25 protein-coding genes and 3 pseudogenes are annotated in these 26,378 nt (G+C 35.1%); 23 read left to right on the plus strand and 5 right to left on the minus strand.

All coding sequences use genetic code 11. The annotated features are described in order from the left end of the window. Positions 1-85 precede the first annotated feature (85 nt). The 4 genes and pseudogenes from OCV48_RS09680 (at position 86) to OCV48_RS09695 (ending at position 3,053) form a co-directional block, all read left to right on the plus strand. Complete coding sequence (locus tag OCV48_RS09680; RefSeq protein ID WP_006426953.1) at positions 86-829, plus strand: hypothetical protein; 744 nt, start codon at positions 86-88, stop codon at positions 827-829. A gap of 87 nt (positions 830-916) precedes the next feature. After that, positions 917-1,135: pseudogene (locus tag OCV48_RS09685) on the plus strand (flavodoxin); the annotation flags it as partial. A gap of 28 nt (positions 1,136-1,163) precedes the next feature. Further along, positions 1,164-1,961 (plus strand): carboxymuconolactone decarboxylase family protein, encoded by a 798-nt coding sequence (locus OCV48_RS09690; RefSeq protein ID WP_147591795.1) that lies wholly within the window; start codon positions 1,164-1,166, stop codon positions 1,959-1,961. Between the two features lie 198 nt (positions 1,962-2,159). Further along, the gene (locus tag OCV48_RS09695; protein WP_147591796.1) at positions 2,160-3,053 is read left to right on the plus strand and encodes a Fic family protein; all 894 of its coding nucleotides are present in this window, start codon (positions 2,160-2,162) and stop codon (positions 3,051-3,053) included. A gap of 545 nt (positions 3,054-3,598) precedes the next feature. Here OCV48_RS09695 and OCV48_RS09700 read toward each other — a convergent pair. After that, positions 3,599-4,453, minus strand: coding sequence for an AraC family transcriptional regulator (locus tag OCV48_RS09700; RefSeq protein ID WP_147591797.1), 855 nt, complete (start codon positions 4,451-4,453; stop codon positions 3,599-3,601). Positions 4,454-4,686: 233 nt separating this feature from the next. On the opposite strand from OCV48_RS09700, the gene OCV48_RS09705 reads away from it, so the two are divergent. From OCV48_RS09705 to gloA2, 10 genes are all read left to right on the plus strand, one after another. Then, the gene (locus tag OCV48_RS09705) at positions 4,687-6,045 is read left to right on the plus strand and encodes an MFS transporter (protein WP_147591798.1); all 1,359 of its coding nucleotides are present in this window, start codon (positions 4,687-4,689) and stop codon (positions 6,043-6,045) included. 59 nt (positions 6,046-6,104) lie between these two features. Further along, a complete protein-coding gene (locus OCV48_RS09710; RefSeq protein ID WP_147591799.1) occupies positions 6,105-8,006 on the plus strand; it encodes a glycoside hydrolase family 2 TIM barrel-domain containing protein in 1,902 nt (633 codons plus the stop codon). Then, entirely contained in the window at positions 7,990-8,946 is a 957-nt protein-coding gene (locus tag OCV48_RS09715; protein ID WP_147591800.1) for a beta-galactosidase small subunit, read from the plus strand. Before OCV48_RS09710 ends, OCV48_RS09715 begins: the two co-directional genes overlap by 17 nt. Before the next feature lie 44 nt (positions 8,947-8,990). After that, positions 8,991-10,268 (plus strand): galactokinase, encoded by a 1,278-nt coding sequence (locus tag OCV48_RS09720; protein ID WP_147591801.1) that lies wholly within the window; start codon positions 8,991-8,993, stop codon positions 10,266-10,268. Between the two features lie 19 nt (positions 10,269-10,287). Next, positions 10,288-11,271, plus strand: coding sequence for a UDP-glucose 4-epimerase GalE (gene galE / locus OCV48_RS09725; RefSeq protein ID WP_147591802.1), 984 nt, complete (start codon positions 10,288-10,290; stop codon positions 11,269-11,271). 24 nt (positions 11,272-11,295) lie between these two features. Continuing rightward, on the plus strand, positions 11,296-12,777 hold the full coding sequence (locus tag OCV48_RS09730) for a UDP-glucose--hexose-1-phosphate uridylyltransferase (RefSeq protein WP_147591803.1): 1,482 nt from the start codon (positions 11,296-11,298) through the stop codon (positions 12,775-12,777). Positions 12,778-12,828: 51 nt separating this feature from the next. Beyond that, positions 12,829-13,641, plus strand: coding sequence for an AraC family transcriptional regulator (locus tag OCV48_RS09735; RefSeq protein ID WP_147591804.1), 813 nt, complete (start codon positions 12,829-12,831; stop codon positions 13,639-13,641). A 1-nt stretch (position 13,642) separates the two neighbouring features. Then, positions 13,643-14,692 (plus strand): aldose epimerase family protein, encoded by a 1,050-nt coding sequence (locus OCV48_RS09740; protein ID WP_147591805.1) that lies wholly within the window; start codon positions 13,643-13,645, stop codon positions 14,690-14,692. Positions 14,693-14,726: 34 nt separating this feature from the next. After that, entirely contained in the window at positions 14,727-15,209 is a 483-nt protein-coding gene (locus OCV48_RS09745) for a methylglyoxal synthase (RefSeq protein WP_262559581.1), read from the plus strand. A gap of 61 nt (positions 15,210-15,270) precedes the next feature. After that, entirely contained in the window at positions 15,271-15,648 is a 378-nt protein-coding gene (gene gloA2, locus OCV48_RS09750; RefSeq protein ID WP_147591806.1) for an SMU1112c/YaeR family gloxylase I-like metalloprotein, read from the plus strand. A gap of 450 nt (positions 15,649-16,098) precedes the next feature. Here gloA2 and OCV48_RS09755 read toward each other — a convergent pair whose 3' ends face one another. Together OCV48_RS09755 and OCV48_RS09760 are read right to left on the minus strand one after the other, a co-directional pair. Next, positions 16,099-16,974, minus strand: a complete 876-nt coding sequence (locus OCV48_RS09755) for an IS3 family transposase (protein WP_262559583.1) — start codon at positions 16,972-16,974, stop codon at positions 16,099-16,101. After that, positions 16,974-17,258, minus strand: coding sequence for a helix-turn-helix domain-containing protein (locus tag OCV48_RS09760; protein ID WP_147591808.1), 285 nt, complete (start codon positions 17,256-17,258; stop codon positions 16,974-16,976). Before OCV48_RS09760 ends, OCV48_RS09755 begins: the two co-directional genes overlap by 1 nt. A 341-nt stretch (positions 17,259-17,599) precedes the next feature. Here OCV48_RS09760 and OCV48_RS09765 point away from each other — a divergent pair, with 341 nt between their 5' ends. The 5 genes from OCV48_RS09765 to OCV48_RS09785 all read left to right on the plus strand — a co-directional run bounded on the left by OCV48_RS09765 (position 17,600) and on the right by OCV48_RS09785 (position 20,769). Continuing rightward, complete coding sequence (locus OCV48_RS09765; protein ID WP_147591809.1) at positions 17,600-18,430, plus strand: PIN domain-containing protein; 831 nt, start codon at positions 17,600-17,602, stop codon at positions 18,428-18,430. Between the two features lie 72 nt (positions 18,431-18,502). Next, positions 18,503-18,829, plus strand: a complete 327-nt coding sequence (locus OCV48_RS09770; protein WP_147591810.1) for a hypothetical protein — start codon at positions 18,503-18,505, stop codon at positions 18,827-18,829. Positions 18,830-18,867: 38 nt separating this feature from the next. Then, complete coding sequence (locus OCV48_RS09775; protein WP_147591811.1) at positions 18,868-19,434, plus strand: hypothetical protein; 567 nt, start codon at positions 18,868-18,870, stop codon at positions 19,432-19,434. Positions 19,435-19,448: 14 nt separating this feature from the next. Next, positions 19,449-20,294, plus strand: coding sequence for a hypothetical protein (locus OCV48_RS09780; protein WP_147591812.1), 846 nt, complete (start codon positions 19,449-19,451; stop codon positions 20,292-20,294). 79 nt (positions 20,295-20,373) lie between these two features. Then, positions 20,374-20,769: a hypothetical protein gene (locus OCV48_RS09785; protein ID WP_147591813.1), complete on the plus strand. Its 396-nt coding sequence runs from the start codon at positions 20,374-20,376 to the stop codon at positions 20,767-20,769. A gap of 375 nt (positions 20,770-21,144) precedes the next feature. Here the strand turns inward: OCV48_RS09785 and OCV48_RS09790 are convergent, their stop codons facing one another. After that, positions 21,145-21,339, minus strand: coding sequence for a hypothetical protein (locus OCV48_RS09790; RefSeq protein ID WP_147591814.1), 195 nt, complete (start codon positions 21,337-21,339; stop codon positions 21,145-21,147). Positions 21,340-21,466: 127 nt separating this feature from the next. Here OCV48_RS09790 and OCV48_RS09795 point away from each other — a divergent pair. Then, a pseudogene (locus OCV48_RS09795) lies at positions 21,467-21,745 on the plus strand (tyrosine-type recombinase/integrase); the annotation flags it as partial. A 484-nt stretch (positions 21,746-22,229) separates the two neighbouring features. On the opposite strand, the pseudogene OCV48_RS09800 reads toward OCV48_RS09795, so the two are convergent. Next, a pseudogene (locus OCV48_RS09800) lies at positions 22,230-22,490 on the minus strand (tyrosine-type recombinase/integrase); the annotation flags it as partial. 153 nt (positions 22,491-22,643) lie between these two features. Between OCV48_RS09800 and OCV48_RS09805 the strand changes: the two are divergent. From OCV48_RS09805 to OCV48_RS09815, 3 genes are all read left to right on the plus strand, one after another. Beyond that, the gene (locus OCV48_RS09805; protein ID WP_262559587.1) at positions 22,644-23,120 is read left to right on the plus strand and encodes a hypothetical protein; all 477 of its coding nucleotides are present in this window, start codon (positions 22,644-22,646) and stop codon (positions 23,118-23,120) included. A 56-nt stretch (positions 23,121-23,176) separates the two neighbouring features. Continuing rightward, positions 23,177-23,635, plus strand: a complete 459-nt coding sequence (locus OCV48_RS09810; RefSeq protein WP_262559588.1) for a hypothetical protein — start codon at positions 23,177-23,179, stop codon at positions 23,633-23,635. 295 nt (positions 23,636-23,930) lie between these two features. After that, the coding region (locus OCV48_RS09815; protein ID WP_262559589.1) for a DUF6273 domain-containing protein at positions 23,931-26,378 on the plus strand (2,448 nt) is incomplete at its 3' end.

The raw sequence follows: 26,378 nt of genomic DNA on the forward strand, positions 1-26,378 counted from the left end.
GGATAAAATATATAGAATGAGAATGGGATTGTTTTATGGTATACTAAAAGTGAAATGCTAACTTTGATATGAGGTATAAAACAATATGACAGAAATACAAATTAAAAATTTAATTAAAGAATATGAAAAAGAATATATTGAGTTTATGGAAATTGAGAAATTACCACAGTATAAGATAGATTTTTTTGAAATTAATGTTGAGGAAAGCGATGCAGCAGGATTCGCTTCAGCCGCCCAAGCTTACTATAATACGAAAACAGATGAACATATATTAAGGATATGCAAAAGTTCGGAAATACCAAGGTATATTGTGTTTCATGAATTTACGCATATTTTAGATACGGAAATGTATGCAAAGCAAGATTCTTGGAAATATATGGCTTTGTCTGGTTATACAGAATATCATGCAGCACAAGTTGAATTGATGATAATGTTAGGAGCAGATAGTATACAAACTCAAGATTTTTCATTTACAGTTGATGTTGAAATAGGTAATAGTACAGTTAGGAATTACCTAAACTCAAGACATCAATTAGTAGTGAATATGATGAATAGAACAGATTTTCCAAGAGATATTGAAGCATTAAAAACAACGGTAGGTGTGCTATATAATTATTTTGGAGTGCGTTCTATATGTAAAATGTATGCGAAAGATTATACTGAAGAAGTGGATAACACAATTATTATTCAGAAACTTTCAAAAGTATTATTTGAAGAGATAAATAGCTTTATGGTTGGATGGTTTAATGAAGCACAAGTAGAGCTGAGCTTTGTGTCATATATGAAAATAATGTGGCCTATGCTTCAAAGCTATTTTGGAAAAGAATGAAAGATAGTAACAGTAAACACAGTTTTGTATACAGTTAAACCCAGTAAAATCAACGCATGAGGGGAACTGGCTACATTTTACCAAACTATCTGGTGGTATGTGGCTCCAACAATTATAAATACATTTTTGGAAGCCTATGAGTTCAGTGGTAAAAAAATCGTGCTTTTTGCAACATCCGGAGGAAGTGGATTCGGGAACACTGTGAAAGAATTGCAGCTATCTGCACCAGACGCAGTTATAACAGAAGGCAGAATGCTAAATCGTGGAACAAAACAGGAAATCAGTGAATGGATAAACTCTTTATAAACAACAGTGTTATGGAGGTATACAGAATATGGAAAAAATAGTACAGACAGCAGGACGAAATGCACTTGGTAAATTTGCACCGGAGTTTGCTCATTTTAATGATGATGTGCTTTTCGGTGAAAACTGGAACAACCAGGATATTGGTGTGAAGACAAGAAGTATCATTACAGTGGTTGCTCTGATGGCTTCCGGAATTACGGATTCTTCTTTAAAATATCATCTTCAAAATGCAAAAAAATATGGTGTGACACAAAAAGAGATTGCAGCGGTAATCACACATGTCGCATTCTATGCAGGATGGCCAAAAGCATGGACTGTATTCAATCTTGCAAAAGAAGTGTGGGAGGAAGGTGAAGGAGATTTACCATACGAGGAGGAAGCAATGCGGGCGCATGCAAAAGAGATGGTATTACCAATTGGCGCATCAAATGATGGCTTTGCACAGTATTTTTCTGGCAGAAGTTTTCTTGCACCGATATCAACTTCTCAGGTTGGAATTTTCAATGTGACATTTGAACCTGGATGTAGAAATAACTGGCACATCCATCATGCAAAAAGAGGAGGTGGGCAGATTCTGGTGTGTATTGCCGGAAGAGGATATTATCAGGAAGAAGGCAAAGACGCTGTAGAAATGAAGCCGGGTGACTGCATCAATATTCAGGCAGAAGTAAAGCACTGGCATGGTGCTGCACCGAATGAATGGTTTTCTCATCTGGCAATAGAGGTTCCGGGTGAAAATGTTTCTAATGAATGGCTTGAACCAGTAAGTGATGAAGAATATGTGACGGCTTGCAAAACTTCTGAAGAGGAAAATAAAAATTTCTAAATATACAAAATCCTTAGTAGTAACATTTTTATAATCCACTTTTATGGGGGTAGTAGAAGGCACCATGTAGCAATGCAGGTGTCTTTTTTAGTATAACGGCAGTTGCATTGTTCCGCTATTCTGGTAAATATTGTTCCGATATTATTGATATTATTCCGTTAAAGAGGTATACTATATCTTAGATTGGAGGGATAATCTATGTTTATGACAGTAAAACAGGCTTCTGAAAAATGGGGCATTTCTGATAGAAGAATCAGAGTTCTTTGCTCTGAGGGAAAAATTCCGGGTGCGTACCAGGAAGGACGTGGCTGGAAAATTCCCGTGGATGCAAAGAAACCTGCTGATGGTCGTTATAAGTCAAAGGAGAGTCTGTTGGCGCAAATTGACCGCAAGAAGGTGGAACTGGATAGCAGAAGACCTTTAACCGCGGGTGAGGTTGCAAGGCTCAACGAAGAATTTATCATAGAGTACACATACAACTCCAATGCCATCGAAGGAAATACACTTACACTGCGAGAAACGGATTTAGTTCTTCGTGGTATTACGATTGACCAGAAACCGTTGAAAGACCATATGGAGGCAGTCGGTCATAAAGAAGCATTTGATTTCGTGAGTGAACTGGTAAAAGATAATGTTCCGATTAGTGAGAGCATCATCAAACAGATTCACTATCTTGTTCTTGTGGATAAGAAGGAAGACCGTGGCGTTTATCGCAGAGTTCCGGTTCATATTATGGGCGCACAGCATGAACTCGTGCAGCCGTATCTTATTGAACCAAAAATGGAACAGTTGCTATATGATTTTGCTGCAAGCACAGAGCATATCGTGACAAAACTGGCTCGTTTTCACATCGAGTTTGAAGGCATCCATCCTTTCATCGATGGTAATGGCAGAACCGGAAGACTGCTTGTAAATCTTGAGTTGATGAAAGCCGGATTCCCGCCTATAGATATTAAGTTTACAGACAGAATTACCTATTATAATGCATTTGATGAATATCATGTAAAGCACAATCTTTCGGCAATGGAAAATCTGTTTGCAGGATACATCAATGCCAGATTGGATATGTATTTAGATATGTTGCAGGATTAATCGACCTGCTTTTGAATATGGAGGTCGCCTATGCCTTTTGAAATAGTACGAAATGATATTGTAAATATGCAAGTGGATGCGGTGGTAAACATTTTTTAAGGTATTAGACATAATAAAATTATCAGGTATAAAATAGATGTATAAGAGAAAATCAAATCTTATACATCTATTTTTATGCGAGAGTTACAGGGCATGATGGAGTTTTTTAGTAAGAGCGGATGATGTTGATGCATATTTGGAAGAGTTTAAGTCAATGTAACTTAGGGAGAAGAGAACTGTAAAGGTGAATGATGGATATGCAGTAATAAATATGGGTGAATCTGAAGGACTAACATATGATAGAGTATTGATTTATCCAACAAGTACTATGAGAAATTGGATGAAGAATCATTCTAGCAATCTGCAACCAAAAACAAGGTCTCAGTTTTATGTTGCAATAACGAGAGCAAGATATAGTGTGGGAATTGTTTTTTGATTATGATGAGAAAACAAATATTGCAGGAGTAGAAAGGAGAAAGAACCATTTTGATTCTTTCTCATTGGGATTAAGGCTTTATTTTTTTTCTATATTCAGATGGTGATATCCCCTTAGCTTTTTTAAATATTCGACTAAAATATAAAGGGTTGTCATAACCGATAATTTCAGCAATTTCTGTCACATTGTAATCAGTATTTTGTAACAGGATCTCAGCGTTATATAATCTTTTGGATAAAATGTATTGCATTGGAGTAAATCCTGTATATTGTTTAAAGCTTCTAATGAACCAGCTAACACTAACATGATTATTTTGTGCATATTCGTTAATACTTATATTTTCGCTATAATGTTCATTAAAATAAAGTGTAGCTTTATCAATTTCTTCGATAACATAAGTGTTATCGGGTTTAAGTTGAGATAAAAAACTCCTTTGGAGCATAATAAATATTTGTTTTAAGTACATTTCTAACATCTGTTCATAATTCTCTTTACACATCTGAAGTTCATATATCATATTTCTAAATATTCCTTGATATTCAATATGAGAACCACAATAGAAGATATTCTTATTATCCGGAAAGCCATAAGAGCGAAGAATATTAGTAACATTTCCGCCAGTAAAGTGTACCCAATATGCTTCTGTTTGGTCATCACCATAGTATTCATATTTTTGGGGTTCTTTAGGTCGGTATAAAACCATATGGCCTGCTGTAACTATTTCTTCTTTACCGTTAAAATGAAAGTGTGCTTTACCAGCAGCGATATAAAGCAATTGGAAGTCTTTTCGACCTTTGGGACGCCAGGTTGGCAATTTGGGACAAGTATAAAGATGATAAGTTCCTACACTAGTTACTATCAATGGTTTTGATTTGTCTTTTATGTCTAACATTGAGTTGTTTAGATATGCGTTATTTGTATACATTTAAACCTCCTTTATAAGGGTACGAATATATCATTGTGGATTTTGTCTAATTAAAAAAGCAATTTTGTCCTTGTTTCTATCAATTCTATCATTTTGTGCATATTTTGTCCAATAAATGATATGGAATTAAGAATAGTATTTTTATATACTACTTATAACGAAGCAGACAGACTAATAAACAACGAAGCAAAAAGTTAATAAAAGGTAATGTATGATAAGGAAGGAGAATTCTTATGGAAGAAAAGAGATACCTAAAATGGTATAACAAGGTAGGCTATGGTTCGGGTGATATTGCAGGTAATGTGGTATATGCATTCCTGACAGCATTCGTAATGATTTATTTAACCGATACAATTGGGTTAAATTCAGGTATAGTTGGTACATTGATAGCAGTATCAAAGATATTTGACGGAGTATCAGATATATTCTTTGGTTCTATGATTGATAGAACTAAATCAAAAATGGGTAAAGCAAGACCATGGATGTTTTACGGGTTCTTTGGATGTGCACTTACATTATTTGGAGTATTTGCAATTCCAACAAATATGGGAAAGACAGCACAGTATGCATGGTTCTTTATCGCTTACACATTATTAAATGCAGTATTCTACACAGCAAATAATATAGCATATGCATCATTAACATCACTTGTAACAAAGAACAGTAAAGAACGAGTAGAGATGGGTTCTTTCAGATTCATGTTCTCATTTGGTACTAATATGTTAATTTCAGCATTTACATTTAACGCTGTTGAAGCACTTGGTGGTGGAGCAGCAGGCTGGAGAGCAATTGCAATTATTTATTGCATTATTGGTCTTGTTACAAACACATTATCATGTTTCTCGGTTAAGGAACTTCCAGAAGAGGAGCTTAGAGAAGGAGAAGAAGTTAAGAAAGAGGAAAAACTTAAATTTACAGAAACACTTAAACTTCTTATGTCAAATAAATATTTCTTTATGATATGTGGAGTATTCATTCTTTTACAGTTAAGAGCAGCAATGGTTGGTGTTGGTACATATTATATGACATATGTGTTGCTTAATCAGAAATTATTTGGTACATTCTCATGGGCAATTAATATTCCATTGATTTTAGTACTTATAATTACACCTACATTAGTAGCTAAAGCAGGCGGATTATATAAGGTAAATAAGTATAGCTATATTTTCGCAACATTGTGTCGTTTAGGAATTGTGTTTGCAGGTTACATTGGAAGTGTTCCTCTTATGTTAGTATTTACAGTATTATCATCAATTGGTGAAGGTCCATGGCAGGGAGATTTTGGTGCAGTAATTGCAAATTGTTCAGAACACACTTACCTTAAGACAGGAAAGAGAATTGATGGTTCAATGTTCTCTTGTACATCATTCGGAACAAAGCTTGGTGGTGGTATTGGTGTTGCTCTTTCTGGATGGTTACTTGATATGAGCGGATATGTTAACAATGCAACAGTGCAGCCAGATAGCTGTATCAGTATGTTAAATGTTATGTATTTGTGGCTTCCATTTGTTTTTGATTTGATTGTTACAATTGTTTTTTCATTTATGAATATTGAAGAGGCAAACAGAAAATTAAAAGAAAATAAGCAGTAACTAGTAATAGCCTCTAAAGTTTATCTTTAGGGGATATATGTAGAAAGTGAGGAATAAATATGAACGCAGATATTAAATGGTTAGATAATCCTGAGATATTTAGAATAAATCAGAGTGCAGCTCATAGTGACCATAATTATTTTTTGAATTATGAGGATATGGAAGAGCAGAATCAGAGATTAGTACAGTCTTTAAATGGACAGTGGAGTTTTAGTTTTAGTAAAAATGCAATGAGCAGACCGAAAAAGTTTTATGAAGAAGATTATGACATCAGTGGATTTGACAAGATTATGGTTCCGGGTCACATCGAACTTGCAGGTTATGACCAGATTAGATATATAAATACAATGTACCCATGGGAAGGTAAAACATATAGAAGAGGAGCTTATACATGCGGTAATAATATTTCCGGTGCAGGAATGTTTAGTGAAGCAGAGTATAATCCGGTAGGATCATACGTTACTCGATTTGATTTAGACGAAGCACTTTGTGGCAAGCGAATTTCTATTTGCTTTGAAGGTGTAGAACAAGCAATGTATTTGTGGCTTAATGGACAGTTTGTTGGTTATGCAGAAGATAGCTTTACACCATCTGAATTTGATTTAACACCATATATCAGAGAAAAGGGTAATGTATTGGCGGTTGAAGTTCACAAGATGTGTACAGCAGCATTTTTAGAGGACCAGGATTTCTTTAGATTCTTTGGAATATTTAGAAATGTATCATTAAGGGCTATTCCGGATGTTCATGTTGAAGATATGTGGCTTAATCCAATATTAAATAGCGATAATGAAAGTGGAAAGCTTGAAGCAACAGTTAAAGTTTCATCTATTGCCAGCAAAGATGTATCAGTTCATTTAGTTATGAAGGATATTACAGATAAAGTAGTATTGGAAAGCAACATAGCATTAGAAGAAAAAGATGGTAAGCTTATTGGTTTTATCTCAGAAGATGTAACAGAAGTAAAAGCTTGGAATAATCACAGTCCTTACCTTTATAAAATAGTTCTTGAAGTAAGAAGTGCAGATGGAGAAATATTAGAAGTTGTTCCATATAGCGTTGGCTTTAGAAGAATAGAGATTATTGATAAGGTTATATACTTAAATGGAAAAAGACTTGTAATAGTTGGTGTAAACAGACATGAATGGAATCCAAAGACAGGAAGAAATATTAGTATAGAAGATATGGTTTCAGATATTTCTTGTATAAAGAGAAATAATATCAATTCAGTAAGAACATGTCATTATCCTGACCAGATTCCTTGGTACTATATGTGTGATGAGGCTGGAATATATGTAATGGCAGAGACTAACTTAGAAAGTCATGGTTCATGGCAGAAGTTAGGAGCTATTGAGCCATCTTGGAATGTACCGGGTTCTGTACCACAGTGGAGAGAAGCGGTAGTTGACCGAGCAAGAAGTAATTATGAAACATTCAAAAATCACACATCAATTATTTTCTGGTCACTAGGAAATGAGTCTTATGGTGGAGATGATATTGAAGCTATGAATACTTATTTCAAAGAGCAGAATGATGGAAGATTAGTACATTATGAAGGCTCATACTACACAAGAGAATACGAAGATACAATATCAGATGTGGAAAGCCGTATGTATGCTAAGCCATATGAAATTGAAGAATATTTAAGTAACAATCCAAAGAAACCATATATTTTATGTGAGTTTATGCATGATATGGGTAATTCAATGGGTGGACTTGATTCGTATATGAATCTTATTGATAAGTACGAGATGTATCAGGGTGGATATATATGGGATTTTATCGACCAGGCATTTTTAGTAAAAGATGAAGTTACAGGAAGAGAAGTATTAAGATATGGTGGAGATTTCGATGATAAGCCATCTGATTATGAGTTCTCAGCTGACGGAATCGTTTTTGCTGACCGTAGAGAAAAACCAGCAATGCAGGAAGTGAGGTATTTTTATGGATTGTACAAATAAGAAAGAAATTAGAGTTGTATATGGAGATTACACACTTGGAGTACACGGAGAAGGATATGATTATATATTCTCCTATGCACAGGGCGGTTTGGAGTCAATTGTAAAAAATGGTTATGAATGGTTATATCGTTGCCCAAAGCCTACATTTTGGAGAGCTTTAACTGATAATGACAGAGGAAGTAAGTTCCATATTAAGAGTGGTAATTGGATTGCTGCAGATACATTTATAGACTGTATTGATATTGAAGTAATTACAGATGGCGAATCACAGGGAAAGTCGATTGCACCTGATAATAACAAATATGGTTCAGATGTATATGCAAGTGAGGTAAGTGTGAAATTCACTTATCAGACAATCATTAATCCGACTACAACAGTAATTGTCACATATACAGTTAATAATAAAGGAAACATTACAGTGAATGTGCATTATGTTGGCGTGAAGGGACTTCCGGAATTGCCAGTGTTCGGCTTAAGATTTATAATGCCAACTTTAGCAGATAAGTATATATACAATGGATTATCCGGTGAAACATATCCAGACAGAAAAAAAGGTGCAACAAAGGGCATATATGAAGTTGATGATTTAAGCCTTACACCATACATTGTTCCACAGGAATGTGGCGTTAGAATGGATGTAGATTGGGTAGAAATCGTTAGACATACAAGTCTTAACAATGCGAGAAAGGATATTTCACCACAGGTATTAAGACTTGAAAAAACAGATAAAGAAATAGCATTTTCTTGTTTACCATATACAGCATTAGAAATAGAAAACGCAACACATCATGAAGAACTTCCACCTGCTAGAAGAACAGTGTTATGTGTATACGGAGCTGTTAGAGGTGTTGGTGGTATTGATACATGGGGAAGTGATGTAGAAGAGGCTTACCATATCGATGCAGGAAAAGATATAACATATTCATTTAAGATATGTTAAGCAGATGTAACTGATTATGAAGTTATAGAAAAGAGGTTTTTATAATGAATACACAAACATTGATTGAAAAACTGCAAAATGGTGAGTTGGATGATAGATTGCTAGATATTTATGTAGATAATAAGCTTATGGATTATCAAAGAAATAGATATATAGTAGCAATTAAAAAATTCGAAGACTTATACGATGCGGGAGAAGTAGTATTATTTAGTGCACCGGGTAGAAGCGAAGTTGGTGGAAATCATACTGACCATCAGCATGGCAAGGTGTTAGCTGCATCTATTAACCTTGACAGCCTTGGAGTTGTAAGAGCTACAGATGACAATACAATTCGACTTGTTTCAGACAACTATGATGAGATAGTAATATCTCTTGATGATATTCTATTAAAGGAAGAAGAAAAAGAAACAACTACAGCATTGATTAAAGGTGTTGTTTCAGGATTCTTAAATAGAAAGTTTCAAGTTGGTGGTTTTAAAGCATATGTTACAAGTGATGTATTGATAGGAGCTGGATTATCTTCATCAGCTGCTTTTGAAACATTAATTGGCACTATTTTATCTGGATTGTATAACAATATGAGCGTATCAGCAATTGATATTGCTATTATAGGTCAGTATGCAGAAAATATTTATTTTGGAAAGCCTTGTGGACTTATGGACCAGATGGCATGCTCAGTGGGAAATCTTGTATATATTGACTTTGAAAACACAAGCAAGCCGGTTGTAGAAAAAGTTGAGTTTGATATGGAAAAGTATGGTTACAGCTTATGTATTACTGATACCAAGGGTTCACATGCTGATTTGACAGATGAGTATGCTGCAGTACTAAAAGAAATGAAGCAGGTTGCAAAACACTTTGGTAAAGAAGTATTAAGAGGAATCACAGCACAGGACATTATCAGAGAAATTCAAGCGTTACGTTCAGAATTTGGCGACAGAAGTGTACTTAGAGCGTTACATTTTGTAAGTGAGAATGACAGAGTAACTTGTGAAGTTGAAGCTTTAAAAACTGGAGATTTTGTAGGATTTTTAAATTTAGTAAAGGCATCAGGAGATTCTTCTTATAAGTATTTACAGAATGTATATTCAAACAGTGATGTAAACAACCAGAATATATCTGTGGCATTGGCAACAAGCGATGTTGTGTTACAGAATAATGGTGTAAGCAGAGTACATGGTGGTGGCTTTGCAGGAACTATACAGGCATTCGTTAAAAATGAATATGTAGATGAATATAAAAAGAATATGAATTTAGTATTTGGAAAAGGAGCTTGTAGCGACTTAAAAATTAGAAAATATGGTGGCATACAGGTAGTTTAGGAAAGCAGGTGTTTATATTATGAGAATATTAGTATTAGGTGGAGCTGGATATATTGGTTCCCATACAGTATATGAACTTATTGATGCAGGTCATGAGGTTATCGTGATTGATAATTTATTAACAGGATTTAAGGAAGCTGTTCATCCACAGGCAAAGTTCTATGAGGGTGACATCAGAGATAAGGCTTTTTTAGATGATGTATTTAGCAAAGAAAAGATTGATGGAATTATTCATTTTGCAGCAAGCTCACAGGTTGGAGAAAGTATGGTTGACCCATTGAAGTACTATAATAACAATTTGTGCGGTACAGAAGTATTACTAGAGAGTATGGTACAGCATGGAATTGATAAAATCGTATTTTCATCAACAGCAGCAACTTATGGAGAACCGGAAAGGATTCCAATTATGGAATCAGACAGAACAGAGCCAACGAACTGTTATGGTGAGACAAAGTTATCTATGGAAAAGATGTTTAAATGGACATCTAAAGCACATGATTTAAGATATGTATCACTCAGATATTTTAACGCATGTGGAGCACATCCAAATGGACTTATTGGTGAAGCACATAATCCGGAAACACATTTGATTCCATTGATTTTACAGGTTCCTAACGGTAAGAGAGAATTTATTTCTGTATACGGAAATGATTATGATACAAAGGATGGAACATGTGTAAGAGATTATATTCATGTAAACGATTTAGCACAGGCACATATTCTTGCTATGGAATATCTTGCTAAAGGTGGAGAAAGCGATGTGTTTAACTTAGGTAATGGTGTAGGCTTCACTGTTAAAGAAGTAATTGAAACAGCAAGAGAAGTAACAAAGCATCCAATTCCAGCAAAGGAAGAACAAAGAAGAGCAGGAGACCCATCGGTACTTATTGCTTCAAGCGATAAAGCAAAGAACATACTTGGTTGGAAACCACAATTTGCAGATTTAAGTGTAATCATTAAGACTGCGTGGGAATGGCATGTAAATCATCCAAACGGATACTAGGATAAATGGAAGGAGGTTTTTGATATGAACAAATTGATTTCTGAATTGGTCAAATATGGAATCCAAAGAGGGTTAATTGATGCAGAGGACAAGGTCTTTGTAATCAACCGACTTCTAGAATTGTTTGGATTAAATAGCTTTGAATGGTCAGATGAGGAAGTAAGAGAAATTCATTGTATATTGTCAGATATGACAGATTATGCAGTGGAAAACGGAATCATTGAGGAAGATACAATTACAAACAGAGATTTATTTGATACAAAGGTGATGGGAATTATAACACCAATGCCATCAAGCGTAAGAAGTAAGTTTAGGGAATTATATGAAAAGTCTCCAAAGCTTGCAACAGATTTTTATTACAGATTTAGCCAGGATACTAATTATATCCGTGCTGACAGAATTGTAAGAGATGAAAAATGGAAAGCAGATACAGAATATGGCGAGATAGATATTACAATTAATTTATCAAAGCCAGAGAAAGACCCAAGAGATATTGCAAAGGCAGCAAGCCAGAGTAAGAGTGAATATCCTAAGTGTTTATTATGCAAAGAAAATGAGGGATATGCAGGAACATTATCTCATCCAGCTCGTCAGAACCACAGAATTATTCCAATAAAGTTAAATGAGCAGAACTATTTTCTGCAGTATTCTCCTTATGTTTATTATAATGAGCATTGCATAGTATTTAACGAAGAACATACACCTATGAAGATAGATAGAAGTGTATTTGTAAAGTTATTGGATTTTGTTTCAATGTTTCCACATTATACAATTGGTTCTAATGCAGATTTACCAATAGTTGGTGGTTCTATTTTGAGCCATGACCATTTCCAAGGTGGAGCATATTCATTTGCTATGGCGAAGGCACCATATGAATATAAGTTTAATGTGACAAAATATGAGGACGTGACAATTGGTATTGTAAAATGGCCTATGTCGGTGATTAGATTACAAAGTGAAAGCAAAGAAAGTATAGTAGAACTTTCAAGTAGAATTTTAGATTCTTGGAGAGCATATACCGATCAAGAGGCATTTATATATTCTGAAACAGATGGTGTGCCACATAATACAATCACACCGATTGCAAGAATGAATGGTTCGTTATACGAAATGGACCTTGTGCTTAGAAATAATATTACCACAGAGGAAAAACCTTGGGGTGTATATCATCCGGACGAAAAATTACATCATATTAAAAAAGAGAATATAGGCTTAATCGAAGTAATGGGATTAGCTGTATTGCCGGCAAGACTTAAAAAAGAAATGGAAGAGCTTGCAGATGCGATTATAGCAGGAAAAGATATTAGAGCCATAGATAATATCAGAAAACATGCAGACTGGGTAGATGAATGGTATGCAAATTATGAAATTACTTCTGATAACATAAAGGAAGTATTACATATAGAAATTGCAAAAAGATTTGTTCAGGTTCTTGAATGTGCAGGTGTATTTAAGAGAACTGAAAAAGGCATGGAGCAGTTTAAAAGATTTTTGTCAGTTTTGTAGTTATTAATTTGAACAAGTATGATGGATAGCATGTATATAGGAGATGATTTTGTGCCATTGACATATGAAAAAAGAAATGAAGGAGTATCGGCAGAGTGGAAAAAATCTGTGCATGTTCCGCCACATTTGCATGAAGCAATAGAAATAATTTATGTGACAGATGGTACAGTTGAATTGGGTGTAGGACAAGAATTGTTTCATATGGAGCAAGGTGATTTTGCCATAGTATTTCCAAATGTTATCCATCATTATCAAGTGTTTGGTCAAGGAGAAAATAAGGCTATATATTTATTCTTGGACCCATCATTAGCACAGAATTTTTATGAGGATTTACAAAAGTACAGCCCGGCATATCCGATAATTGATAAGGAACATGTGCATATGGACATTGTAAATTCAATAAAAGCACTGGCAAATAATACAGAGTGTAATCCAATGATAATTCAGGCATATGTACATATTATTTTAGCCCATGTATTTTCTGATATGGAAATGACCGATAAAGATTTGGTTGGAGGCGACGATATAATATACTGTGCGGTTGAATATATTGCGAAGAATTTCAGGGAAGATATACATCTTGAAAAAATGGCGTATGATTTAGCGGTTAGTAAATATGTATTATCTCGAATGTTTGCAAAGACATTTCATTGTAACTTTAATAAATACTTAAATGGAATTAGACTTAATTATGCGATTTCAGCTTTGGAGAACACTAATGAGTCTATAACTAATATAAGTCTTGATGCAGGTTTTGAAAGTCAGCGAACATTTAACCGTGTATTTAAGGATAGATACAAGATGACACCGAGGGAATATCGAGACAGAATGCATAGCAAGAGAAGTAAGGAGAGTGACATCTAAGATGGTAGAAAAAAAATATTTTGGAGAAACTCAAAATGGTGATATTGTTAGTAAATTCTTACTTGAAAATAAAAGTGGAATGCAAGTAGAGGTTTCAGATTTAGGAGCATTAGTATTAGCTATATCAATTATAGATAAAGAAGGTATACAAAGGGATGTTGCTCTTGGATTTGAAAAAGTGGAAGACTACTTTGATACAGAAACCGGAATGGGAGCGTATGTTGGAAGAAATGCCAATAGAATTAAAGGTGCATGCGTAAATATTGAAGGTGTGGATTATAAGTTGGATGCTAATGAAGGAAACAACAATCTTCATAGCGGATTTAACAGGTCACATTGTCAAATGTATTATTCAGAAAAAGGTGCAGATGATAGTGGTGAATATGTTGAGTTTCATCGAGTAAGTCCACATTTAGAGCAAGGCTTTCCGGGAGATTTAGAGCAGACTATTCGATATACTCTTACAAAGAATAATGAATTAATGATTGATTATGTTATGAGCAGTGATAAAACAACTATTGTTAATCCAACAAATCATACATACTTCAATTTAGATGGACATAGTAACGGAACTATATTGGAACATGAACTGGAAATTTATTCAGATTCTTTTTTGGATATAGATAAAGAAATGATTCCAACAGGTGACATTATAGATGTTAGTGGTACACCAATGGATTTTCGTGAGAAGAAAAAGATAGGTTTAGATATTGATAGCGAATATTTGCCATTGAGAACTGCTAACGGATATGACAATAATTACATCTTTAAGAATGACAGAACATTAAAAAAAGTTGCAAAGCTGTATTCATCAGAATCTGGCATTAGTATGACGGTGTTATCAGATTTATGCGGATTGCAGATTTATACAGGTAACTTCTTAAACGGACAAGCCGGAAAAGATGGTTCTACATATGGGAAGCATAGTGGAATATGTCTTGAAACACAATTTTATCCTAATTCATGTAATGATAAGAGATTTCCAAGCCCTTTATTAGAAGCAGGAACTAAATTTGTTTCAAGAACAGTATATAAGTTTGAGTTACAGTAACGTGTTTTAAAAGCTTTATATTAAGCAGAAAGGAATGCATATGGTTGATTTTGTAGAAATGACAATTAAGCAGCAAAAGAGAATAGCTTTAATAGCTCATGATGGAAAGAAAGATGAGATTATTAAATGGTGTCAGGCAAACAAGGATATTTTGAGCAAACATAAATTATCTGGAACAGGCACAACTGCTAGAATGATAGCAGATTGTGTAGGTTTAGAGATAAAAGGATATAATAGTGGACCATTAGGTGGAGACCAGCAGATAGGTGCAAAGATTGTCGAAGGAAATATAGACATGGTAATTTTCTTTTCTGACCCACTTGCAGCTCAGCCACATGACCCAGATGTGAAAGCACTTTTAAGAATTGCACAAGTATATGATATTCCAATTGCAAATAATAAAGCAACAGCAGATTTCATTATTAAGTCTTCATTGATGGATGAAGAGTATATTCATCAGGTTGAAAACTTTAAAAATACAATTCAGAATAGAGTTAAAGAATTTGAAAAGGCTTAATATGTACATATATTTGTGTAATTTATAAATAGATTGCGATAAGACAAGGAGTTGATAGGCTATGTTTGATACAATACATCATGTTGCAATTATTGTGTCCGATTATGAGAAATCAAAAAAATTCTATGTGGAGCAATTAGGACTACCTATTATAAGGGAGAATTATAGAAAAGAGAGAAATGATTATAAATTAGACTTGAAGGTGGGCGATATTGAGCTTGAAATCTTTGGTATGGAAAAGGCACCTGACAGAGTAACAGAACCAGAGGCTTGTGGATTGCGACATTTAGCTTTTAAAGTAGAAAATATTGAAAAAACTGTAAAAAGTTTGAATTTAAAAGGAATCCAAACTGAAAAAATTAGATTAGACGAGTACACAAAAAAAAGAATGACTTTTTTTCGTGACCCAGATGGTCTTCCAATAGAATTGCATGAATAGTTATTAGTAAATTTATCACTACACAAATATGATTGTCAATAAAATGATAATACGTTTGTTGTTGATAATTGGCAAACGATGTGTTTAAAGGTTAGAAGCGATAGATATGATTGCTAAAATATATTGAGTAGAAAGCAAGTAAATCATTGATAAATTTTGTAATTTTCTTTTTCATTTTAAAAATCTCCTTTCTTTGTTTTCATATCCTCATTATAAACTAGTTTCAAAGAATTTCGTGCCAAATAAGAATTAAAAATGGTCAAAAGTTGCAGAATAAATTGTTGATTCTGCTCTTGGTGAGAAGACATATATTTAATAATATAAAGGTTTTAGGTATGTCAGTTGAACTTGTGAAGATAATTGCAGACATTTCTGGATACTGTGTATAGAAGTTTAGGAAGAATGTATGTTGTGGTCAAGCTTTTTTGTAACACTTTGTTCGATAAATACCTACCTGTAATGAGCCTCCATTGGTGTTAAATAATTATTGTATGAATGAGGGCGAACATAGTTATACCAATTTATGTATTTCGTAGTTAGTTCATCCATCATCTCTACATTTGAAAATGAAGTTATGTTATAAAAGTTGCTTTTGAAAGTGTTATAAAATCTTTCCATGGGAGCATTATCATAAGGACAGCCAGCCTTACTCATACTTTGTGTTATATTATTTTCTTTGCAAAAATTTACAAATTCCCATGAAGTAAACTGTACCCCCTGGTCTGAATGCAAAATCACTTTAGGGTAGTTTTCCTTTTCAAGGGCTGTCTTCAGAGTGCTTATTGCCAAATCAGTGTTGATATAATCACTGTTTAACGAAGCAACAGCTGACCTGTCATACAAATCAATAATTGAACAGTTGTATCTGAATTTTCCATTTGGCTGGCGCATATATGTGAAGTCTGTGCACCATACTTTGTTCTTGCAGTCGACAGTAAAATTCTGATTTAAGAGATTGTCAAAGATTTTATTCTTTTTGCCAGCCTTGTAACCTGGCTTAGAATGCATAATTACTGCACAAAGATTCAATTCCTTGTTCATATATTTATGCATTGTGGTATTGCTTAACTCATAGCCATATCGTTTGATAAAAATGCGTATAGCCCTATCGTTTGATAAAATGCGCATAGCCCTATAGCCTATAACACGATTGCTGTTGTAATAAATATACTTTATAAGCTCAAAGATATGTGCTAAGCGTTCACGATATTTTCGCTTTGCATCCTTTTTGTAGTTGTAATAACAATTAGGACTAATGCCAAACTTCTGGCATAGCCATCTTAAACCAAATATATTTTTATTGTCATCGATGAATCGATATACCACTAATCGATTTCCTTCGCGAAGAATGCCACCGCTTTTTTTAAGAAAGCAATCTCTTTATCTTTTTCATTAAGAAGCTGATTTAATCTTCTGATTTCCTTTGCTTCATTAGATTCTGCGGTTGTGCTGGTGGTATAGAGGCATTCTTCCTTGTATTCGTTAACCCATTTGCTAACGGAGCTTTTGGCAACATTAAATTCAACAGCAATTTGCGGTATTGATTTGTCGCCTGCCATATAAGCTTTAACTACTTCTTTTTTGAAGTCTTCGGTGTAATGTACTGACATAGTAACGTCCTCCTTGTTTGAGTAATATTATAATATATTATTCGAACACGGTGTTACAAATTTATTATATCACAACACATCCTCCACCAGCATATTAAAGTAATTTGATATCCGTAGTATAAATTCGGCAGATGGGGTGCCACCCCACGTTCTATCCTACTGACAGTTTTGGCGCTGTATCTGATAGCAACAGCAAGATCCTACTGATAAATGCCACGCTGTCAGAAGGAACTGTTACAATAACACTTACGTATGAAAGAGTAAATATCTACTGTGCAGGACTAGAAAAAATAACGCTTTTGTGATAGACTAAAATCGTTCTGGTAATGAGGTTATAGAACTTGGCAACAATTTATTTTATTGATAGCGAAAATGTAGGAGATAGCTGGATTGACTTATTAGGGAAAACTAATAGTCGATTTCTTGTTTTCTACACAGGGCATTCACCTCGTATTGCTTATCCACAGGCAATACAGTTAATGAGTGCAACTAACAAGCCGGAATTCGTTGAATGTTATGAAGGCAACAATGGATTGGACTTTCAGTTAGTATCATATTTAGGATATGAGTTACATGCCGATAATACCAATGAAATGGTCATTGTATCAAATGATACAGGATTTGATGCAGTAGTTCATTTTTGGATGGACCGTGAAATGGATGTCAAAAGAATTAATCGCTTAAATCCATCAAATACTCAAATTCTAGAAGGTAAAGAACCTGTATCTGATGATGAATTTATTACCAGTTCATTATCAGTAAAAGTGACAGAAAAGGTAAGTGGTATAGACAAAAGGGAACTCTATACTATTATCAATTGCATAGGGATAGATGACCAATCATATATTCATCTTGCACTTGTTCACTTTTATGGTAATAAAAATGGAGAGAACATATATAAATGCTTGAAGAAAGAAAAATTTGCGGCTCCTCCTGTTCAGTGGACAAAAGAAACAAGGATGAAAAAACTTATAGAGCTTATTATTAAGTATGAGAGCAATTCTAAAGTTTCAATTCCAGATTCTTTAACGGGATTTATCGTTAATAATATTGTTGATGATAAAAAAGCTATGGGAGATAAGTTAAACAAATCCTATGGAGGTTTGGGACCGCAGTTAAATAAAATGTTCAAACCGTTTTATAAAACTCTTGCTAAAATCAAGAAAAAATAAAAAGAAAGATTCCAGAACAGATATCCATGCGGCATTCTTGTGCTGTATGGATAACCTCATTAAGAAGAAATATTGAGCAACTATTTACTTGAATTAACAACATATAGTCAATTTAATCCTGATGTATTAGAGAAGTATAGTGAAAATAAATCATCAACCATGTTAGAAAACATAAAACATGCAGAAGATAAGCAAAATTTATTACAGCAAGCATTTGCAGAATGCCCTTTTAATTTAGATATATACGAAAAATTGTTGCAATTTGGGTATTTTGATTTTGATACCTTTATAGATGCAAAAAAGATTTTTAGAAAATCAGAAATGGATAATTTGCTTGAAGAAAAAATCAAGAGTAATTTGAAAGATATGGAGAATGTAAAAAATATGTTAAAGTTCTAGCAAGTTATAAAAACAAAGATGAATCGTCTGTATTATCAATGTTTTATCAAGATACTATCAGTAAAATCAAGAATGATTATCACGAAATATTTTTAGTGTGCGTTGATTCAAGAAGATTAAGCACTTGGATTAAGGATCATATCAATAAGGATAGAGATAAAATTGCCTCAACTTCAGAAGAGAGCATAAGAGATAAAATTAGTACATGGATTAAAAATACTGTTGATGATAAACAATATGAAAATCTGTCAGTTATGGGATTGATTAGTATTGACGATATAAAATATAAGGACAGCACAAAAAACACATTGGCAGAAGTACAAACAGAGTATGCAGATAAGATGATTGCATTGATACTGGATTATATAAAAGAGCTTGGAAAGAAAAAGATTGCTTATGAAGAAGCATATGATAAGTATAATGCAGGTCTGAAAAAACATATGGATGATATAGCTGCTAAAAATGATGAACTGAAACAGCAAGGATTATTTGCATTTTCAAAGAAGAAGGAATTAAAAGCGGAACTTGATAGACTTAACAATGAGTATGAAGAGTATCACAGAACAGAGCCAGTAAATTTAAAAAATGCGTATTTTAATATGTAGATTGGAGTGTGCCTATGGATATAAAACAACTTCAAGAACAATATGCTAGTTTAAAATCTCAAAGAGACAACATGGCTGATGAAGTGGAATACTTAAAGGATAATGAACGTAAATTATCTTATGTTATAACCGATGAAAAATCGTCTGTTGAGCATATAGAAAATACTATTGAATCATTGCAGGAGACTCTTTCAGATTTAAACAGTTTATTAGAAACGCATGAGGACGAAATATCTGATATATCAGATAAATTGGAAAGTAAAGATAAAGAATTATCTGATATGGATCAGCAACTTGCTGAGAAGAAAAAACAATTAGATAAACTTATGAATGATGAACTATGCAAAAAATCTTTGACAGTTAATAATAAAAATTCGTACTTTGCCTCATTAAAAAAGAATACGAGTACGACACCAATAGTCACAGAATATTGTAAAAGTGATAAAGAATTTATGGTGCTTAATGCTGGAATGAGGTTACCAGAATACAAAAAATTCTCATATATAATCATAAGAAGTAATAAAACAATAGTGGGAATGCAGGAAAATGTACCTACTATGTCAGAGATAAAGAGTGTTGCCGACAAATCAATATCTGGTGTAAGCATACCGAGAATGCAGTATTTGAAAAAGCATATTATTGATGCTGCTAGTAAATATAAGAACCTTACACCAAATTTAATAATTCCATTATCAGAGCCTTGTCCGTTGGGTGGTCAATCAGATTTTAACCAACAAGGATATGGATGGGAATGGGATTGGTCATATGGAATAGGAGATTATACGGAAGGTACATATTATGGGGAAATGACAGGTTTTTCAGTAATAGGTATTAGGATAAATGGATCTGATTATTATTAAATAGCATCTGTCTATATAGTGTGTACTTAATATAGAGCAGCTTTTATGACTCCGATAGAGAAAGAAAGGTTGGTGGCATATGAAGGTAAGCGTACAACAAATGCAAGGTGTATCAGCATACATAGAAACACATTATGAAGCATTGGCATATTGCCGACAGGAAAAGAAAACATGTCATTATAAAGAATATTGGAAATGTGCCAATTCAAAGTCTGTACAATTTAATAAGGACTGTATAGGATATACAAAGTGTGCTGATTTTATTTCAGATGCGAGATATAATGAAAAACTTGCTAAAGTATCCAGAAAATCAGTAAAGAAAAATCAGAATAGGGCAACTCAAAAATCAGTTAAATCTAAGCTGAAGAAACAAAATAAAGTACCCAAAAGAGTTGTGGAGAGAAAGTTACCAGACAATGCACTTGGTAATGATCTGAGAATCAGAGCTGTACTTGAACAATTTATGAATCAATAATATACCTATACTGATATATAACAGGTACTTAATTTCTATAGGTTTAAGAGTACCCCCCTATGTCATATATGCTTGCTTAAATCAATGATTTTGAGGTTAATTTGGCTTCATATATTCGTAGGTGAACAAGTTTACCTATGATGTATTTTGAAGCGGATTTGAGTTGATTTTTATTGATTTATTCAAAGGATATGGATGTGTTTTGTGGGGAACTGGATGTAGTTCATCTTAAATCTTGTGCCAATTCTAATAAGCGAATAGAAGATATGTCTGCCAGTCGGTCATATCTTTTTCTTTTGGCGTTGATTTCTTTGCGGAATGATTTTCGATGTGCTGATATATATTTGATTATGATATATTCCATAGTGCGCCTCCTTAATCTTCCATGCTAAAAGGTTCATAATCAAAAGGATCTGGTTCATTGATTACTTCATGCGGTAGAAACATTTCTGTATAAAGTAATTCTTGAGCATATAGAGCCTCTTGTGTGTACCGATTTAGAGAGCCACGTTTGAGAGATAGGGAAAATAATTCTTCATAGGATAGTTGCCTGATTTGTGATTTTGTCATTGTAAAATTCCTCCTTTGAGTGTTATTTTGCTTTTCAATAGTTACGCAACGAGAAGCGGAGAAGGTGAAATTTTTCTTCTCAAAATTTATGTAATAAGAAGCGGAAAAGGTGAAATTTTTTTGGAAAAATATCGGAGAGGTGAAGATGCCTAAGATAACCCCTCATGTGTGCCGCCATACCTACTGCTCGAATATGGCAAAATCGGGAATAAATCCGAAGACTCTTCAATATTTGATGGGACATTCGGACATAGCAGTAACTTTGAATGTCTATACCCATGTTGGACTTGAAGATGCGGAGAAGGAACTTCACAAGATGCAGAGTATGGAAGATGCTAGAAAAAAGATGGGACTTTCAGATAAGGATGATAGACCATTAAAACAGAATATGTTCAAAGTATTGTAGTGAGTTATAAAATTAGCACTTAGGCAGAAATGATCAGCCCCCTGTCAAGTAGACAAGTAAAAAATCTAAAATAAGTTTATAGATATCCGCCACATTTGACTCAGTGTGGCGGATATTTATGTTATGAGACGTTTATGCACACCATTTTGCTTTGTATGTTTCTATTCTTTTGTTCTCTGCAATCGGATATTGTGTCGGGGTTTCCAACGATAATGCTTCGCTTCGTACTTCCAGTGGCGTTTTGCAATGGAATCTTTCCTGCAGTCTTTCTTCGGCATAAAACTTTTGTAAATGTCAATTAAGATTTTTAACTGAGTGATTAGTGACATTTCCAATGAGAATCACCTCCATGGAAATGGTATCACATCAGTATGGATTGTACATTTTTATTTTCCATTAAAAGCGAACTGAATTAAACAAAGAAAATTTTCCCTTATTTTTGCCCTTATGAGATAATCGTAAGGGAAATAAGGGAATTTTCTTTTTAGTCATTGCCTACCACTTTATCAAGCAACCTTGCAGATTTTCGCTTGGCTTTTCTTGTAGAGTGAGCATAGACATTCATTGTGGTACTGACATCTGAGTGCCCTAACAGTTCCTGCACATCCTTTGGTGCAGCTCCGTTTGCCAACAGGTTGCTTGTGTAGGTGTGACGCAGCTGATGAAAATGAAACCCTTCAAATCCTTCCGGCTTCTCTGCAATTCTCCTGCAAACAAGTCCTAATGTGCTTGGTAGCTCAAGACTAAGAAAGAAATCCTTGATGAAGCTGGCAATATCCGCAAAAGATGTAAGGTTATAGGGAAAGGCGAGATTTATGAGAAGAAGCTGTTTACCTCAAAGAATACGAGGTTCAAGCAGGAAGATTTTCTGGATGAGGTAAAACTATTCTATACCAGAATGATAAACAATTGGGTAACGGACGAAAAAGACAGATTAACAGTATTTGATTGCAATGGTCCATATCTTGCTACCAAGAAGATTGGCAGGAATAATCCAAAGGCAGAACAGATTGAGCAGGATAATAAGCTGCGGATTGACTGGAATCGGGAGGTTGACACGGCAATTATAAGCGATGTCCCCATGGATGATATTCTACAGATAAAGAGGGAATATATCACAGAGCCAGTAAAGAGGGCGATTGAACTGTATGGAAACAAATCACAACGATTAGCAATGATACTTAATATGTCGATTACGGTGCTTGTACTGCTGATATCGAAGATGCTTGAAGCAGCCAGAGCTATTCGGAATAAGATACTGCATACAGATGTTGCGAATGCCGAAAAAACAGATTTTGCAAGCAATATAGTGGTAGATAACACAGATAATATACTTCTGCTATTGAAGAATTTACAAAAGTTGAGAATAAAATAACAACGCAAGAAGAAACAATCAAGGAAGTTAATGTTACAGAACCAGACAAGCCTGTAATGACACCAGAGGCAGCCACATATCCAAAGCTTAAGAAGATAAAAGCAGAGCTTGATAATCAGAATAATCTTATCTTTCAGGCTGAACAGCAACGAGGTAATCTTGAGATTGAATTATCGGATTTGAAGGGATTGGCAAAGCTTACAAGAAAAGCTGAATTACAGAGAAAGATTGATGAAAAGACTGATTATATCAATCGATTGAAGATAGGACTTTCAAATATGGTTCGTAACTACGGATTTGAGAACATGAATGAATTTTATCTAAGCTACAAGGAATCAAAGATTGCATATGCAGAGTATCAGCAGGAAGTTGATGACTGGAAGAAATCCAATGACAATGCAGTAACACCAATGAATAAGACAGAAATGATGTCAGAGAAACTTGCCCGATTGCAGAAAGATGTTGGAAAGTTTAGACAAAACAATAGAAGAACATTTGACAAAGAGATGAGGTAATACTTCTCCTCTTTAGGAATTATGTTCAGTCAATATTGGTATTATATCAGATTAAAATGATTGATAAATCCTAACATTTTTGCTATTCTATTATTATAGAAATGTTGCAACGGAGGTAGACAGGCATGGCGGTCAGAGAGATAATCTTAACAGCACAGCACAGCACAGCACAGCACAGCACAGCACAGCACAGCACAGCACTCTGACAGCGCCTTTTTAAGGCATGGTCATACATGGAAATTAAGAAAACGTATCTATTCCAATACTATATTTACAAAATCAAAGGAGGATTCAGATGAGAAGATTAAAGCATAATTTTAAGAAAGGAATAGCGCTTGTTCTTTCCTTTGCTATGGTGGCAGGACTAGTTCCTGCTATGTCAGGCGGAGCAAATACCGTGCAGGCAGCAACCGGCACGGGAACAGAGCCAAGTGTTTCAGCATATGCCACAAAGACACAGTTGATGGATGGTACATTTGCTCCGAATGAAGAGGGAACTGCAGCAAATATCGGAAAGCTGGTATTTGGTAAAAATAGCAGTAGAGTTGCGCAGGAATGGTACATCTTAGGGAAGGATGAGGGAGTATCAGGAGATAATACCATCATCTTTGCCGCAAGCCCGATAGCAGAAGATCAGGTGTTTGAGAATGACGGGCAGAAGAATAAGACTGATACAAACTTGTGGAGTGATTGTGTTTATAATGGATCAAGCATATCTGAGGTATATCCAAACCACTACGGAGCAAGTGACCTTCGAGTGGCATTGAAGGGTATGGCAGATGGTTCAAATGAAACCTACTTCACCACAGCCGAGCAGAGACTTATGAATGCCACCACAGTGACAACGTATGACACGAGGAATAGTGTAAACTATACCACCACAGACAAGCTGTATGCATTGGCGGCAGATGGTTATGGTTCTTCCTATACCACCATAAAAGCAGGAAGTGATAACAAAACCGTACTTGCCATGAGTAGTTATTGGAGAAGCGGAAGTTTATTTAGGCTGCGCTCGCCGGATGCTCATTTTAGTCTCTTTGCGCTGATTGCTAATCCGGGCGTCCTTGTGACCACGTACAATGTCACCTATGGATACGTCTCGGTGATGCCCGCTTCCAATCTGAATCTGTCATCTGTTCTCTTTGCATCTGCTGCGACAGCAGCATCATCTGATACAAAATCGGGAATGATTGCAGACGGTACGGCGATGACTTTAAGACTGGATGGAACAGGTAAGAATATTGGTACAGCGACGTATAACATCACAACCAGTAATATTAAGGCAACTAAGGGAAGCACCACAAGTAACGTGGCACTTGTAGTGCAGGGCAAGGACGGAACAAATGATTGGTATTATAGTAAACAGATTACAGGAACAGAGACTGTCACGACGAATGCTTCAGATATTAAGACAGCACTTTCTTTATCATCAGATATAGATTTATCAGCCTGCAAAATCTGGCTGGAAATAACCGAAGATAATGTTTCATATGCAGTAAACGCAGAAAAAGAGATTGAAAAAATCAATACCACCTATGTAACCAAAGAACAGTTGATGAATTCATTTAAACCATACAGAGATGGAACTGCAGTAAATTACGGCAAGCTGGTATTTGGTAAAAATAGCAGTAGCGATGCGCAGGAATGGTACATCTTAGGACAGGATAATGGCGTATCAGGAGATAATACCATCATCTTTGCAGCAAGCCCGATAGCAACAAATCAGAAGTTTGAGGATGACTGGCAGAATAATAAGACTGATACAGCCTTGTGGAGTGATTGTGTTTATAATGGATCAAGTATATCTGAGGTATATCCAAATCACTACGGAGCAAGTGACCTTCGAGTGGCGTTGAAAACTATGGCTACGAGTACATCCTACTTCACCACAGCAGAGCAGGGTTTAATGAATCCTACCACAGTGACAACGAATGACATGAAGAACAGTACAACCTATACCACCACAGATAAGCTGTATGCACTGGCGGCAGACGGTTCCGGTTCTTCCTATACAACCATAAAAGCAGGAAGTGATAACAGTACAGTACTTGCCATGAGTAGATACTGGAGCAGTGGTTCGTGGTTCTGGTTGCGCTCGCCTGGCGGTGGTAGTGATAGCTACGCGTTGCTCGCGTATCCGGGCAATGATGTCTACCGCAGCTATGTCGACGGCGTAAACGCTGTTCAGCCTGCTTCCAATCTGAATCTGTCATCTGTACTCTTCGCATCTGCTGCGACAGCAGCATCATCTGGTACAAAATCGGGAACGATTGCAAACGGTACGGCGATGACTTTAAGACTGGATGGAACAAGTAAGAATATTGGTACAGCGACATATAACACCACAACAGGTGATATTAAGGTAACTAAGGTAAGCACCACAAGTAACGTGGCACTTGTAGTGCAGGGCAAGGACGGAACAAATGATTGGTATTACAGTAAGAAGGTTGATACATCAGATACGATAAATGTATCAGCTATTGCGTCAGAATCAAATACACCGGCAACAATCGATTTATCAGCCTGCAAAATCTGGTTGGAAATAACCGAAGATAATGTTTCATATGCAGTAAACGCAGAAAAAGAGATTGAAAAAATCAATACCACCTATGTAACCAAAGAACAGTTGATGAATTCATTTAAACCATACAGTAATGGAACTGCAGTAAATTACGGCAAGCTGGTATTTGGTCAGAACAGCAGTAGAAATCCACAGGAATGGTACATCTTAGGAAAGGATGAG

The organism is Bovifimicola ammoniilytica (assembly GCF_025567085.1).
Taxonomy (GTDB): domain Bacteria; phylum Bacillota; class Clostridia; order Lachnospirales; family Lachnospiraceae; genus Bovifimicola; species Bovifimicola ammoniilytica.

What these genes read in the sequence shown, in the direction of transcription:
- OCV48_RS09780 (WP_147591812.1), top strand. Translation starts at nt 19,449, where the DNA reads ATGGATATAAAACAACTTCAAGAACAATATGCTAGTTTAAAATCTCAA.
- OCV48_RS09740 (WP_147591805.1), top strand. Translation starts at nt 13,643, where the DNA reads ATGGTAGAAAAAAAATATTTTGGAGAAACTCAAAATGGTGATATTGTT.
- OCV48_RS09705 (WP_147591798.1), top strand. Translation starts at nt 4,687, where the DNA reads ATGGAAGAAAAGAGATACCTAAAATGGTATAACAAGGTAGGCTATGGT.
- gloA2 (WP_147591806.1), top strand. Translation starts at nt 15,271, where the DNA reads ATGTTTGATACAATACATCATGTTGCAATTATTGTGTCCGATTATGAG.
- OCV48_RS09710 (WP_147591799.1), top strand. Translation starts at nt 6,105, where the DNA reads ATGAACGCAGATATTAAATGGTTAGATAATCCTGAGATATTTAGAATA.
- OCV48_RS09730 (WP_147591803.1), top strand. Translation starts at nt 11,296, where the DNA reads ATGAACAAATTGATTTCTGAATTGGTCAAATATGGAATCCAAAGAGGG.
- OCV48_RS09745 (WP_262559581.1), top strand. Translation starts at nt 14,727, where the DNA reads ATGCATATGGTTGATTTTGTAGAAATGACAATTAAGCAGCAAAAGAGA.
- OCV48_RS09775 (WP_147591811.1), top strand. Translation starts at nt 18,868, where the DNA reads ATGTTTTATCAAGATACTATCAGTAAAATCAAGAATGATTATCACGAA.
- OCV48_RS09715 (WP_147591800.1), top strand. Translation starts at nt 7,990, where the DNA reads ATGGATTGTACAAATAAGAAAGAAATTAGAGTTGTATATGGAGATTAC.
- OCV48_RS09680 (WP_006426953.1), top strand. Translation starts at nt 86, where the DNA reads ATGACAGAAATACAAATTAAAAATTTAATTAAAGAATATGAAAAAGAA.
- OCV48_RS09700 (WP_147591797.1), bottom strand. Translation starts at nt 4,453, where the DNA reads ATGTATACAAATAACGCATATCTAAACAACTCAATGTTAGACATAAAA.
- OCV48_RS09695 (WP_147591796.1), top strand. Translation starts at nt 2,160, where the DNA reads ATGTTTATGACAGTAAAACAGGCTTCTGAAAAATGGGGCATTTCTGAT.
- OCV48_RS09690 (WP_147591795.1), top strand. Translation starts at nt 1,164, where the DNA reads ATGGAAAAAATAGTACAGACAGCAGGACGAAATGCACTTGGTAAATTT.
- OCV48_RS09760 (WP_147591808.1), bottom strand. Translation starts at nt 17,258, where the DNA reads ATGTCAGTACATTACACCGAAGACTTCAAAAAAGAAGTAGTTAAAGCT.
- OCV48_RS09720 (WP_147591801.1), top strand. Translation starts at nt 8,991, where the DNA reads ATGAATACACAAACATTGATTGAAAAACTGCAAAATGGTGAGTTGGAT.
- OCV48_RS09785 (WP_147591813.1), top strand. Translation starts at nt 20,374, where the DNA reads ATGAAGGTAAGCGTACAACAAATGCAAGGTGTATCAGCATACATAGAA.
- OCV48_RS09790 (WP_147591814.1), bottom strand. Translation starts at nt 21,339, where the DNA reads ATGACAAAATCACAAATCAGGCAACTATCCTATGAAGAATTATTTTCC.
- OCV48_RS09810 (WP_262559588.1), top strand. Translation starts at nt 23,177, where the DNA reads ATGACACCAGAGGCAGCCACATATCCAAAGCTTAAGAAGATAAAAGCA.
- OCV48_RS09805 (WP_262559587.1), top strand. Translation starts at nt 22,644, where the DNA reads ATGATAAACAATTGGGTAACGGACGAAAAAGACAGATTAACAGTATTT.
- galE (WP_147591802.1), top strand. Translation starts at nt 10,288, where the DNA reads ATGAGAATATTAGTATTAGGTGGAGCTGGATATATTGGTTCCCATACA.